We start from the raw sequence: 12,541 nt of genomic DNA on the forward strand, positions 1-12,541 counted from the left end.
TTGAGACAGTCCCTCTGCCAGCTGGAAAGGAGCTGATAACATGATGGAAATGTATGAAATACGGCAAAAATTTCGCGATGACAAGCTTGCCGATATTAGCGGGACGATTCAAAGAGAACTGATGAACAATTCAGCGCTGGCTGCTTTGCCAAAGGGAGCGGAGGTGGCGATTACCGCAGGGAGCAGAGGAATCGCCAATATTGTGCTGATTTTGCGGGAAACGGTTTCGACATTAAAGAGTCTCGGGTATCGCCCTTTTCTTGTGCCGGCGATGGGCAGCCACGGTGGAGCGACGGCGGATGGCCAGGTGGAGGTGCTTCATCATCTCGGGATAACGGCTGAATCCGTCGGAGCTGAAATCCGTTCTTCCATGGAAGTTGAGCAAATCGCCAAGACGGCCGATGGTGTTCCGGTTTATATGGATACGCATGCCTACGGGGCCGACGGTGTCATTGTCATCAATCGGATCAAAGCGCATACGGCCTTTCGCGGCCGGGTTGAGAGCGGACTTAGCAAAATGGTGACAATTGGACTGGGGAAGCGAAAAGGCGCGAGCTTTGTCCATGCTAATGGCGCTCTGCATATGGCGAGAAACATTGAGACAGTCTGTGCCAGCGCGCTCCGGCATTCGCCGATAGTGATGGGACTGGCGATTATTGAGAATGGCTATGATCAAACGGCCGACATTGTCGGGGTCGGAACGGAAGAGTGGTTCGAGGTGGAAGCTGGGCTGCTGAAGCGGGCAAAAGAAATGATGCCGCGGCTTCCCGTCGATACGATTGATGTCCTGATTGTCGAAGAGATGGGGAAGATTTTCAGCGGGACGGGGATGGATCCGAACATTATCGGGCGCTGGCGGATTGAAGGTGTGCCAGAACCGGAAAAACCTGACGTCAAACGAATCGTGGTGCTGGATTTGACGGAGCAGTCCTTTGGCAATGCTCAAGGGGTCGGGCTTGCTGATTTTACGACCCAACGGCTTGTTGACCGGATTGACCGGAAAGCGACGTATACCAATTCAATCACGAGCACGTACTTACAAAGGGCGATGCTGCCGTTTATCTATGATGACGAACGGGAATCGATTGAAAGTGCCTGCGACAGCTTAGGTCCTGAGGTCGATCTCACTCGCGTCAGGCTGGTGCAAGTACCAAATACTTTGCATCTTGACCATCTTCTCGTTTCCAGACCAGTGCTTGAACAAATGGAAAGGTCCGCTGTCCAGTTTGAAATCGAAGCAAAGAGACAGCTCCGCTTCGATACGTACGGCAGCTTGGCGTATAAGCTGACATCTGCTTGAGAATTCCATCACGAAAGCAGGAAATGGAAATGGATCTGTAGAAGTAGCGATAGGAAGAAGAATGATAACGAAAAGGTGGAGTGATGATCACGATTAATACGATATTTATTGCCGGTCATGCCCGACTACCGCAAGGGATGGCGGCGAAAAGTGTATTCGAAACGCTAACGATCACCGCCGAAGTTGATCGGAAATACGGGGTTATTATTCAGGCTTCCTGTACGTTGGCAACCGAGCATAGTCGCCAATACATTGACCGCATCCTGCGGGGAGTCAGTCTGAAGGATGGGGTTGAGGAGCCGGTCGAGCTGATTATACGGCATTATAAAGGGAAAGCGACGAATGCGCTCGTGGCGGCGATGAAGGATTTACATAAGCAGTTTGTACAGCTGCAAATAGAGGAAACAACCCAATAAGAAGGCGGAAGGAAAAAGCTATTAGCGACGAATCGCGCTCTGCTAATAGCTTTTTCACATGGTTCATTTCGAAAGGATAAAAATTTGCGTGTTGATTCGATCTAAGAAAAAACGAAGCTTGGTCAAATGTATTTTCTATCTGACTATCCGAATAAATGAAAAGAGGGGAATCCGTCGCTCCTGAAATAGACTTCGCTCGACAGGCAGGTAAATACAGTAGTTGCATTTTTCTTACGCAGATAGGAGGAAGGAAATGAAAAAGTCATATATTTTGGCATTGGATCAGGGAACGACAAGCTCACGCGCCATTTTATTTGATCAGTCCGGTCGGAAAATGGCGGTGGAGCAGAAGGAAATTAAGCAAATTTATCAGCAGCCGGGCTGGGTTGAGCAAAATGCGAACGAGATTTGGGCTTCGACGCTCGCGGTGATGTCAGGCGTGATGCTGAAAGCGAATGTGAGGGAATATGAGATCGCGGCAATTGGTATCGCCAATCAACGGGAAACGACAATCGTCTGGGATAAGGAAACCGGACAGCCGGTCTATCAGGCGATTGTCTGGCAATCGCGGCAAACGGCGGCGATCTGTGAACAGTTGAAGCAGCAGGGTCATGAGCAGATGGTCAAAGAAAAAACCGGCCTGCTGATTGATGCGTACTTTTCGGGAACGAAGCTGAAGTGGATTTTGGATCATGTTGCCGGAGCGCGGGAAAAGGCGAAGAAAGGGCAGCTTCTCTTCGGTACGGTCGAAACGTGGCTGATCTGGAAGCTGTCGGGCGGAAAGGTGCATGTGACGGATTATTCAAATGCTTCGAGAACGTTAATGTATAACATTTATGAGCGGAAATGGGATGCCGATCTGCTCGCCATGCTTGATGTACCTGAAGCTATGCTGCCTGAGGTTCGGCCTTCCTCCGAGATTTATGGCAAGACGGCAGACTATCATTTCTTCGGGCTGCAGGTGCCGATTGCCGGGGCAGCCGGGGACCAGCAGGCAGCTTTGTTCGGGCAGGCATGCTTCGAGGAGGGAATGGCAAAAAACACATACGGTACGGGCTGCTTCATGCTGATGAATACGGGTGAAAAAGCGGTCACGTCGAAGCACGGTCTGCTGACAACATTGGCATGGGGCGTTGATGGCAAGGTAGAGTATGCGCTAGAGGGAAGCGTCTTTGTCGCCGGTTCGGCGATTCAATGGCTTCGGGACGGCCTGCGAATGATTAAAGCAGCGAAGGATAGTGAGCACTATGCGACGCGGATCACGTCGACTGACGGTGTCTATGTTGTTCCGGCCTTTGTCGGTCTCGGCACTCCATATTGGGACAGTGATATCCGCGGAGCCGTCTTCGGCTTGACGCGCGGAACGAGCAAGGAGCATTTTATTCGGGCGACGTTAGAGTCGCTGGCATATCAGACAAAGGATGTGCTGACAGCGATGGAGGCTGACTCGGGTATAGCGGTGAAGACGCTGCGCGTTGATGGCGGGGCGGTCGCCAACAATTTTTTGATGCAATTTCAAAGTGATTTGCTCAATGTCCCGGTTGAACGGGCGATGATCCAGGAAACGACCGCGCTTGGGGCGGCCTATTTGGCAGGGCTCGCCGTCGGCTTTTGGAAGGATAAAAGCGAAATCGCCCAGCAATGGGCGGTGGAGCGGACCTTTTCACCGGAGATGGAAGCGGCCGAGCGGTCAGCGCTTTATCAAGGGTGGCAAAAGGCTGTGGAAGCAGCGATGGTGTTTAAATCATAGAGCGTTTCTGGAGAGGAATAGACAGGAGAGAACATTATGAAAAAAAATATACATTATGCGTGGATCATTTTGCTGATTACTTTCGCTTCCCTGATGCTGGCCCAGGGGATCCGTCTTTCCTTCGGGGCCTTTTTGACGCCATGGGAGGAAGCATTCCAGTCAAGCCGCGCTGAAATCTCGGCAGTCGCGCTCGTCAGCTATCTCGTATTCGGCCTCTTTCAGCCTTTTATCGGCCGTTTGATTGATCGAATCGGCGCCAAGAAAGTGCTAATGCTCAGTGTACTTGTCGTCTCGCTTTCAATGCTTTTAACAGCGTTGGTGACGAAGCCGTGGCACTTAATGCTGATTTACGGGGTCATTGCCTCGATCGGTTTTGGCGGGGCGTCGAATGTCTTGGGGACGGTCGTCGTGACAAAGTGGTTCTCGGTGAAGCGGGGGTTGGCGATCGGCATGATGACGGCGGGAACCGCGTCGGGACAGTTTTTGATCGTGCCGTTATCGATTGTTCTGATTCATCTCTTTGGCTGGAGTCAGGCGGTCATGATGTTAGGTCTTCTGCTGCTGGTCGTCATGGTGCCGGTCATTTATTTCTTTTATGCTTCTTTGCCGGAGGAGCGGGGTCTCGGGCCATATGGCGGGACGGGAGAGCAGACTGATCCACGCCACGCCGGGACGGAGGAGGGAGAGCGGCCTTCCCTTTTTGCCGTGCTTGGCGGGTTATTCAGGAGACGGGCTTTTTTGTTCCTGTTGCTTCCTTTTTTCGTCTGCGGCTTTACAACGAGCGGTTTAATTGATACGCACCTCGTTCCATTTGCCGAGTTTTGCGGGTTTTCGGCGGCAGTAGCCGGTACGGCGGTAAGCACGTTGGCTCTGTTTAATTTTGGGGGTACGATTCTTTCTGGCTATCTCTCTGACAAATGGGACAGCCGCTATATGCTTGGCGGCTTGTATGGTATACGCGCTTTGACGATTGTCATTTTATTAGTGATTGTTCATGATCCGGTTTTGTTTGGTTTTGCCCTTGGTCATTCTTTCTTATTGATGCTGTTCTCGGTCTCATTTGGTGTTGTTGACTTTTCGACTGTTGCGCCGACGATGAAGCTGGCATCCCTTTATTTTCCCCCGCAGGCGCTCGGGTTTATTATCGGTCTGTTCTTTTTTAGCCATCAGGTGGGAGCGGCTTTAGGAGCGTACGTACCGGGCGTGCTTTTTGATCTGACGGGTGGTTATGATGTGACGTTTTATATGGCGATTGGGCTTTGTGTTTTCGCCTCATGCATGAGCTTTCTTTTGCCGAAGCAGGAAAAAGCAAGCCGGGTTTAGAAATAAAAAGAAGTGGGTAATGTAACAGTTAACCTGAGTAAAACAAAGGAGGACGAACATGTTAAATGATAAGCTGCTAACGGCTTTAAATAAAAAGAAGTGGGTAATGTAACAGTTAACCTGAGTAAAACAAAGGAGGACGAACATGTTAAATGATAAGCTGCTAACGGCTTTAAATGATCAGATGAATTACGAATTCTATGCCGCCCATTCTTATTTGGCGATGGCAGCGTACTGCTCTGATCAAAGCCTCGATGGATTTGCCAACTTCTTTCTCGTCCAGGCTGAAGAGGAACGGTTCCATGCGATGAAGTTTTACAACTTTATTAATGTTCTTGGAGAAAGAGCGATCATTCAGGCGCTGCCTGCCCCGAATAATGAATTCACCTCTATTCTCGATGCTTTTGAAAAATCGCTTGTTCAGGAAAAAGAAGTGACAAAGAAAATTTACCACTTATCGGATTTGGCGTGGGACGCGCGCGAGCATGCGACGATAAACTTTTTGAAATGGTTTATTGAGGAGCAGGTCGAAGAGGAGGATTTATTTGACAGTATTATTCAGAAGCTGAAGCGCATTGACAATGACAGCAACGCCTTTTTTATGCTGGATAATGAATTTTCCAAGCGATCTTTTACGGCAAGCGATGATTAATCAAAAAAATGAGGGTGATGTCAGAGGGGATGCTTCCCTTACTGGCATTGCTTTTTTTTAGAGAGTTTATAAATATTCAGGTTGATTCGAGGAAGGGCACTGGCTCCGCACAGTGCTTAGGAGCTGGGCAAAAGGTGAAAAACAACCTTTTACCCAGCTCCATTCAGTTATTACGGGTGGCGTGTTCGCTGTAGGGGATTTTCATTTTTACGTGAACGCCCTTTGTTGGGTGGTTCGTAATGTCCATCGTTCCATTTAATGTTTCAACAATCGTTTTGCAAATCGGCAGCCCGATGCCCGTGCCTTCATCCTTCGTTGTATAAAAAGGATAAAAGATTTGTTCGAGCTGATCAGGGTCGATCCCTGGACCGCTGTCAATGATCGAAATGTACACATGCTTATGTTCTTTTACAATGCGAATTTCGATGGTCCCTTCCTCTTGAATAGCTTCGATCGCATTATTGATTAAATTGATAATCATTCGTTCAAAGCGACTGGCATTGCCGGTTATGTATACATCTTCTTCAATATGAGTCTGGAAGGTGATATTTTGCTTATCAGCCTTCATCGTATAAATGGTGATGATTTTGTTTACGCTTTGCTTAACGTCGATAATGGAGAGATTATCGTGATCCAGATGTGATTTGGACAGGCTTAACAATTCCTGGATCAGCAGTTCCATCTTCAATGCTTCCTCGCGAATAATTGACGTATAGTGAGCGATGTTTGGATCGGCTTTAATGGCGGGGTGCTGTTCCATAAATTCAGCGAACCCGATAATTGATGTTAATGGATTGCGAATTTCGTGGGCAAAGAAAGCTGACATTCTGCCGATGACGGCGTGATAGTTCTCATTTGCAGGCTGCGCCGATTCATTTGAGGAAGTATCACTTTGCTTTTCGTCATGTTTTTCCTCGTGGTCCTGATTCTCACTTTTTCTGGAAAACCATTTTTTTATAAATGATAGGTTCATTGAAGTTGTGTCGCTCCTACTTGAATAATAATCGTTCCACTTATAAAAGAGTCCGATGGAATAAACGTTCTTCTTAACCTTACCTTAACAATTCTAGTTGATTTGCCAATTTCCTTCCTAATCAGAAAAAAAATTAAACCTACAGGACGTTTGTCTGTCATATATATTAGAGAATCGACAGGAGGAGGGAACGTGAGATGACTACTTGGCAATCACCTGCGCAGGTTATTGCTCGCCACCTTGTTCAACCGCGCCTTGATATTTATTACCCTGAGCTGTCAGGCTTGGCGAATCAGCAGGTTCAGGAAAAGCTGAATAAACGAATCGTAAAACAGGTAATGACGATGATTCAGAAGCAGGGCTACGAAAAAGAGCCGCAGACGGTAATTACAGGCGGCTTTGAAGTGAAAACGAACCAACGCGATATCATCAGTTTAACAAACAACCATTATGCCTATTCGGGAGGGGCGCATGGTTTAACGATGCAACGCTCACTAACGATGAATACGGTGACTGGGGACACTTATGCGTTAAAGGATTTATTTAAGCCGGGGGCTACTTATACGAAGGCGTTAAATGCGATTATCAAAAGGCAAATAAAAGAGAGAGATTTGCCGCTGCTGTCTGAGTTTAAGGGAATTGCACCGAATCAATATTTTTATCTCGCTGATAAAGCGCTCGTTCTTTATTTTCAATTGTACGAACTGCTTCCCTATGCCGCTGGTATTCCTTACTTTGTCATCCCAGTCTATGAGCTTCAGAATATTGCCGCGGAAGATGGACCTTTAGGAAAAATGTTCGACTGACCTGCTGTTGATCGTGTAAAAGACGCCGGGACAGGTTTAATTTTTCTCAAACGTGGTAAAGGTTCACATCATGGTTAAGAGGAGGATTTTTGCATGAAGTTGTTCATTAATTGCCAGTGGACTGGTGGGGAGTTAGAGCAAAAGGACGTCCTTAACCCGGCGACAGGAGAAGTAATTGATCGCGTTCCAAATGGTGGGAGGAAAGAGGCGCAGCAGGCTGTTGATGCTGCTTATGAGGCATTTGCCGATTGGTCGGGCAAAACCGCAAATGAACGCAGTGAGCTGCTCATGGCCTGGTTTCAATTGATTAAAGAGCATGAGCGGGAGCTTGCTGAGCTGATGACGACGGAGCAGGGGAAGCCATTGAAGGAAGCAACAGGAGAGGTGAAATACGCAAGTGCCTTTATTCAATGGTATGCCGAAGAAGGAAAGCGGCTTTATGGTGAGACGATTCCCGCTTCGGCGAAACATAAACGGATTTTTGTTCAGCGTCAGCCGGTTGGTGTTGTCGCGGCGGTGACACCGTGGAACTTTCCTGCGGCGATGATTACGCGGAAGGTTGCCCCGGCGCTGGCGGTAGGCTGTACGACTGTCATTAAGCCGGCGAGTCAGACACCGCTTACGGCGTTAAGGCTGGCTGAACTGGCGGAGGAGGCCGGAATTCCGGCGGGTGTGATTAATGTTGTGACTGGAAAGTCAAGTGAGATCGTCGATGCGTGGCAAGAGGATGAACGGGTACGGAAATTGACGTTCACAGGCTCGACCGAAGTAGGGAAGCATTTAATGAATGGTGCGGCGAAGACGGTAAAGAAAATTTCCCTTGAGCTTGGCGGACATGCCCCGCTCATTGTCATGGATGATGCTGATCTTGATCTTGCTGTCGAGCAGGCGATCGCCTCGAAATATCGCAATGCTGGCCAGACATGCGTCTGCGCCAACCGTCTCTATGTCGCGGAAGCGGTAAAGGATGAGTTTACCGAGAAATTCGCCAAAGCTGTGCGTGAACTGAAAACCGGAAACGGAATGGAGGAAAATGATCTTGGTCCGCTGATCGATGAAGATGCGCTCAACAAGGTTGAGGAGCATATTAAAGATGCGACCGAAAAAGGGGCGTCTGTCGTAGTCGGAGGAAAGAAGATCGATGGGCTGTTTTTTGAACCGACTGTGCTCAGCGGGGTGAAGGAAGAGATGCAATGCATGCAGGAAGAAACCTTTGGCCCGGTTGCTCCGATCTCAAGCTTTGAAACAGAGGAGGAGGTCATCCGCCGCGCCAATAACAGTCCGTACGGCCTTGCCGCCTATCTTTTCACCCGTGATATCGGGCGTGCGATCCGGATAAGTGAAAAGCTGGAGTACGGCATCGTCGGCATCAATGATGGCGTTCCATCCTCCGCCCAGGCGCCGTTTGGCGGCTGGAAAGAAAGCGGCATCGGCCGCGAAGGCGGACACCACGGAATGGAAGAATTCGTCGAAGTCAAATACATCTCCGTCGCGTTTTAAAGAGGTTGTCTAAAAAGGTACGCTTTTGACCTTTTTAGACAACCTCGAAGCAGCGTGCGAAGTCTGCGCAGGAAGAAGCCGTTGCCACGTATCCCAGCTGACGAGCAGTGAGCGGATTCGAGACCAGTTCTTCTGAAGAACCAGCACAAGCCGAAGCGGACAGTGGAGTCTGCACATGGGTTTGAAAGTGAGAAGGAAAGAAACCCACTTTCCTTCTCACTTTGTGCAGGACGGAGCGGCCGCCCCACCTTTTGAAGCCACAAAAGAGGCTGTGATAAAAGGTTGTTTTTTTACCTTTTCGTCACAGCCTTTAAGCAATGAGCGGAACCGCCACGATCTTTTAAAGCCCGATGTGAGTGGGTTTCTCACAACGGGCTTGTGGCGTGTGAAGCCATTGCCAGTAGGTCCAAAGCTAGTTTTGTCTCAAGCTCTGTAAAAGCTCTTTTATTTCAAGAATGAGCGAAGCATCCAATTGTGCTTTTCGAGAGATTGGTGTACCGCTAAAAGCATATCGGCTGTTGTTTCATCACCTAGTGAATCGGCTGCTTCCATGCCGCCTTTTAGCTCCTCAATTAATGTATCAAAATCGGAAACAAGCTCGGCCACCATGGCTTCCGCATCTTGGCCGCCCGGTGCTTCTTTGACGGAAGCGGTCTCCAAATATTCCTTCATTGTTGCGGCAGGCTGGCCTTTTAAGGCAAGCAGACGCTCAGCGAGTTCATCAATATGCACTGAGGCTTCATTGTAGAGTTCTTCAAACTTTTCGTGTAGAGTAAAAAACTGAGGGCCTTTCACATACCAGTGATAGTTGTGAAGTTTAACGAATAGGACGCTCCAATTGGCAATTTGTTTGTTAAGAATGGCTGCTACTTTTTCTTGACTCATGAGAAAGTCCTCCTTTTATTGTCTTCAGTTATACTATTTCCCTATTTATAATGATTCTAAACATTATTTACTCATCGCTGATGACACTGGTCGCAAATTCACCACCATGAATCTGGGTGAACATCTTCGCTGCCGCGGTAAGCAGTTTGCCGCTTTCTTCGATTGAGGTGGCCGGCCGTAAATAAAAGAGCTGCAGCGCTGAGGTCGTCGTCGGTGTGACGATCGTTCGCTTTGAATCAACGATTGGGCTCCCGAACGCGCCAAGTTCGTCTGCGCTGACAAGCTTATTGGCCATCTGATTGTCTCGGCCATTGACTCCTTCATAGTGATCCGTTTCGTTCCCAAGGCGGATCGTCACGTTGCCATCAATGTGGGCCACGTCATAGATGCCGAGCGGGATTGTATATTCTAATGAAAAAAACGTATTCAAATCAACAGCTGAATTAATCAGGGGCAGCGGCTGGCCCTTTGCGATGCGGCGGTAAAGCGCTTCGTGAGACGGACGATAGCGGCCCGGGTCAACTTTGAGCTGCTTGAAGACTTGTCGCCAGTCAGAAATTCCAGTAACATCGGATAAGGACTTGTTTTCTAACTCGACGCGGATCGTCTCCTGAAAAAACTGTAATCGTCCTTTTAGCATTTGAGGGGAGTCACTAACGACGATGTCCTCGTAATGGACGACCCCGATTTTAAAGCCGGAAAGGATTTGACTGAGTGATTGGTGAATATGTACATGAATCACAGAAAGAGAACCTCCTTTACTTGCTAGGTTGGATTATTCTAAAAGCGATAACGGTCCGCTGTATGTAGGAGATCAAGGAAGATAGTGGCTACATCGCCTATTGTAGCATAATTATAGAAAAAGATAGAAGAAAGGTGAGGGCTATGACAAACGCCCAATTTAAGGATGAGCTTATTGCATATAGTAAGTCAATAGGAGTGGATAAGATTGGGTTTACGACTGCTGACCCATTTCTTAAGCTGAAGGACCGCCTGCGAACGCAACAGGAGCTTGGCTATCAGTCTGGCTTTGAAGAGCCGGATATTGAAAAGCGGGTCGAGCCAAGGCGGGTTTTGCCGGAAGCCCGAACGATTATTTCAATTGCGCTTGCTTATCCATCAAAAATGAAAAATCCACCTAAGAGTACAAAGGAGGAACGGCGCGGCATTTTTTGCCGGGCATCGTGGGGGAAGGATTATCATGATGTGCTGCGTGAGCGTTTACAGAAAATTGAGCAATTCATCCAGGCACGCTTTCCTGACGAAAGGACACTTTCGATGGTTGATACAGGCGAGCTGGCTGACCGGGCTGTCGCCGAGCGGGCGGGTATTGGCTGGAGCGGGAAAAATTGCGCGATTATTACCCCGGAGTTTGGAAGCTACGTCTACTTGGGTGAGCTTATTACGACGCTGGCAATAGAGCCTGATGTTCCGATTACGGAGCAGTGCGGTTCATGTACAAAATGCATTGATGCCTGTCCGACTGGCGCCCTTGTACAAGGAGGACAGCTGAATTCCCAGGCGTGCATTGCGTTTCTTACACAAACAAAAGGATTCCTCCCGGAGCCATATCGAAAGAAGCTGGGAAACCGGCTTTACGGTTGTGACACATGTCAGCAGGTCTGTCCCGAAAACAAAGGAAAAGATTTTCATATACATGAGGAAATGGAGCCCGATCCAGAGATCGCCAAGCCGAAATTGTTGCCGTTATTAACGATGACGAACCGGCAATTCAAAGAGAAGTTTGGTCATATTTCAGGCTCCTGGCGTGGGAAAAAGCCGATTCAGCGTAATGCGATTATCGCACTTGCCCATTTCAAAGACGAAAAAGCATTGCCTTTGTTAAGTACGCTGCTCACGGAGGATCCACGCCCGGTTATTCGAGGAACCGCAGCTTGGGCAATAGGAGAAATCGGGACGGTAAATGAGAAAAATCAGCTTGAAAAAGTGAAAAACAGCGAAACAGACAAAGAAGTCGTGCGAGAGCTGGAAAAAGCGATAAATTTGTTGGAAAATAAACAGTAAGCGGCGAGCAATTCATGATATGGTAAGGTAAGATTAGAACAAGCTTGGACAATTGGAAGGAAGGGATATCATGACAACGCAGCTGACACATTTTGTTGACGAAATGGATAGTCCCATAGGTAAACTTACAATCGTTGCAACGGATCAAGGCGTTTGTCACATCAATTTTGGCGAACTGGATGCAAGTACGGTAAACATAAAAACATGGTTGAAGAAAAACGGCCGAAAAGGTGAATTGATCCGTTCGAAAGATCATCTCCGCCCGGTTTGTGAGCAGCTTGAGGATTATTTTGCAAGAAAGCGTATTGAGTTCGATCTTCCGGTTGACTTGTGTGGCACCCCTTTTCAGAAGAAGGTATGGAATGTGCTCCGAACGATTGAATATGGAACGACCAAGTCCTATAAACAGATTGCCCAGGAAATAGGAGCTCCAAAAGCCATCAGGGCGATTGGTGGAGCCAACAACAAAAATCCGATTCCGATCATCATCCCCTGCCACCGCGTTATTGGTAGCAATGGAAACATGGTCGGGTATGGAGGCGGCCTTGATAAAAAGGAAATCCTTCTTGGCCTCGAAGGAGCCATTGAACAAATTTCATAGCAAACGCAATGAGGGTGTCCTGTTCAGGGCATCTTTTTTTTCAATAGATTGAAGATCGAACAAATTAGAAAAACCGCTGTGTGGTTTTCTAAAAAAGATAAGAAATTATATTAATTTTCAGGATGAATCGGGGCAGGGCGTCGGCCTCGCACGCCGATTCTACGAAACCGCATAGCGGTTTCGTCAGATTGTCGAGAAACCCCACTTCTGAAAAGTGGGGTTTCTATTTTGCCTTTGCTTTTTTCTCTAGGATTTAAGAAATTACTCATAAAAGAAGATTGCCAGCCATCTCACCCTCTGGTGAGGTGGT

General features: G+C 48.1%; 12 protein-coding genes. 9 read left to right on the forward strand and 3 right to left on the reverse strand.

Annotated elements, in window-relative coordinates; all coding sequences use genetic code 11:
* Positions 1 to 40 precede the first annotated feature (40 nt).
* From M3212_RS18355 to M3212_RS18375, 5 genes are all read left to right on the forward strand, one after another.
* Positions 41 to 1,300 carry a lactate racemase domain-containing protein gene (locus M3212_RS18355; protein ID WP_251195412.1) on the forward strand — a complete coding sequence of 420 codons (1,260 nt, stop codon included), beginning with the start codon at positions 41 to 43 and terminating at the stop codon, positions 1,298 to 1,300.
* An 83-nt stretch (positions 1,301 to 1,383) separates the two neighbouring features.
* Positions 1,384 to 1,716: a DUF3870 domain-containing protein gene (locus M3212_RS18360; protein ID WP_251195413.1), complete on the forward strand. Its 333-nt coding sequence runs from the start codon at positions 1,384 to 1,386 to the stop codon at positions 1,714 to 1,716.
* A gap of 253 nt (positions 1,717 to 1,969) precedes the next feature.
* On the forward strand, positions 1,970 to 3,466 hold the full coding sequence (gene glpK, locus M3212_RS18365) for a glycerol kinase GlpK (protein ID WP_251195414.1): 1,497 nt from the start codon (positions 1,970 to 1,972) through the stop codon (positions 3,464 to 3,466).
* A 36-nt stretch (positions 3,467 to 3,502) separates the two neighbouring features.
* Positions 3,503 to 4,789, forward strand: coding sequence for an MFS transporter (locus M3212_RS18370; protein WP_251195415.1), 1,287 nt, complete (start codon positions 3,503 to 3,505; stop codon positions 4,787 to 4,789).
* A 145-nt stretch (positions 4,790 to 4,934) separates the two neighbouring features.
* A complete protein-coding gene (locus tag M3212_RS18375) occupies positions 4,935 to 5,441 on the forward strand; it encodes a ferritin (protein WP_251195416.1) in 507 nt (168 codons plus the stop codon).
* Positions 5,442 to 5,604: 163 nt separating this feature from the next.
* On the opposite strand, the gene M3212_RS18380 is transcribed toward M3212_RS18375, so the two are convergent.
* A complete protein-coding gene (locus M3212_RS18380) occupies positions 5,605 to 6,414 on the reverse strand; it encodes a sensor histidine kinase (RefSeq protein WP_251195417.1) in 810 nt (269 codons plus the stop codon).
* Between the two features lie 197 nt (positions 6,415 to 6,611).
* Here M3212_RS18380 and M3212_RS18385 point away from each other — a divergent pair, with 197 nt between their 5' ends.
* Both M3212_RS18385 and M3212_RS18390 read left to right on the forward strand, forming a co-directional pair.
* Positions 6,612 to 7,220 (forward strand): DUF3298 and DUF4163 domain-containing protein, encoded by a 609-nt coding sequence (locus tag M3212_RS18385; RefSeq protein ID WP_251195418.1) that lies wholly within the window; start codon positions 6,612 to 6,614, stop codon positions 7,218 to 7,220.
* Positions 7,221 to 7,313: 93 nt separating this feature from the next.
* On the forward strand, positions 7,314 to 8,720 hold the full coding sequence (locus M3212_RS18390) for an NAD-dependent succinate-semialdehyde dehydrogenase (protein ID WP_251195419.1): 1,407 nt from the start codon (positions 7,314 to 7,316) through the stop codon (positions 8,718 to 8,720).
* Between the two features lie 444 nt (positions 8,721 to 9,164).
* On the opposite strand, the gene M3212_RS18395 is transcribed toward M3212_RS18390, so the two are convergent.
* The gene (locus M3212_RS18395; protein ID WP_251195420.1) at positions 9,165 to 9,605 is read right to left on the reverse strand and encodes a Dps family protein; all 441 of its coding nucleotides are present in this window, start codon (positions 9,603 to 9,605) and stop codon (positions 9,165 to 9,167) included.
* 67 nt (positions 9,606 to 9,672) lie between these two features.
* Positions 9,673 to 10,347, reverse strand: coding sequence for a B3/B4 domain-containing protein (locus tag M3212_RS18400; protein ID WP_349774206.1), 675 nt, complete (start codon positions 10,345 to 10,347; stop codon positions 9,673 to 9,675).
* A gap of 143 nt (positions 10,348 to 10,490) precedes the next feature.
* On the opposite strand from M3212_RS18400, the gene queG reads away from it, so the two are divergent.
* Positions 10,491 to 11,630: a tRNA epoxyqueuosine(34) reductase QueG gene (queG, locus tag M3212_RS18405; RefSeq protein ID WP_251195421.1), complete on the forward strand. Its 1,140-nt coding sequence runs from the start codon at positions 10,491 to 10,493 to the stop codon at positions 11,628 to 11,630.
* Positions 11,631 to 11,700: 70 nt separating this feature from the next.
* Positions 11,701 to 12,231, forward strand: coding sequence for a methylated-DNA--[protein]-cysteine S-methyltransferase (locus tag M3212_RS18410; RefSeq protein WP_251195422.1), 531 nt, complete (start codon positions 11,701 to 11,703; stop codon positions 12,229 to 12,231).
* The last annotated feature ends 310 nt before the right edge of the window (positions 12,232 to 12,541 follow it).

This window comes from Halalkalibacter oceani (genome assembly GCF_023715705.1).
GTDB lineage: Bacteria > Bacillota > Bacilli > Bacillales > Bacillaceae_D > Halalkalibacter > Halalkalibacter oceani_A.

Bases quoted from the DNA above. Each gene is read 5' to 3' on its own strand.
- M3212_RS18355 (WP_251195412.1), top strand. From the start codon at position 41: ATGATGGAAATGTATGAAATACGGCAAAAATTTCGCGATGACAAGCTT.
- M3212_RS18360 (WP_251195413.1), top strand. From the start codon at position 1,384: ATGATCACGATTAATACGATATTTATTGCCGGTCATGCCCGACTACCG.
- glpK (WP_251195414.1), top strand. From the start codon at position 1,970: ATGAAAAAGTCATATATTTTGGCATTGGATCAGGGAACGACAAGCTCA.
- M3212_RS18370 (WP_251195415.1), top strand. From the start codon at position 3,503: ATGAAAAAAAATATACATTATGCGTGGATCATTTTGCTGATTACTTTC.
- M3212_RS18375 (WP_251195416.1), top strand. From the start codon at position 4,935: ATGTTAAATGATAAGCTGCTAACGGCTTTAAATGATCAGATGAATTAC.
- M3212_RS18380 (WP_251195417.1), bottom strand. From the start codon at position 6,414: ATGAACCTATCATTTATAAAAAAATGGTTTTCCAGAAAAAGTGAGAAT.
- M3212_RS18385 (WP_251195418.1), top strand. From the start codon at position 6,612: ATGACTACTTGGCAATCACCTGCGCAGGTTATTGCTCGCCACCTTGTT.
- M3212_RS18390 (WP_251195419.1), top strand. From the start codon at position 7,314: ATGAAGTTGTTCATTAATTGCCAGTGGACTGGTGGGGAGTTAGAGCAA.
- M3212_RS18395 (WP_251195420.1), bottom strand. From the start codon at position 9,605: ATGAGTCAAGAAAAAGTAGCAGCCATTCTTAACAAACAAATTGCCAAT.
- queG (WP_251195421.1), top strand. From the start codon at position 10,491: ATGACAAACGCCCAATTTAAGGATGAGCTTATTGCATATAGTAAGTCA.
- M3212_RS18410 (WP_251195422.1), top strand. From the start codon at position 11,701: ATGACAACGCAGCTGACACATTTTGTTGACGAAATGGATAGTCCCATA.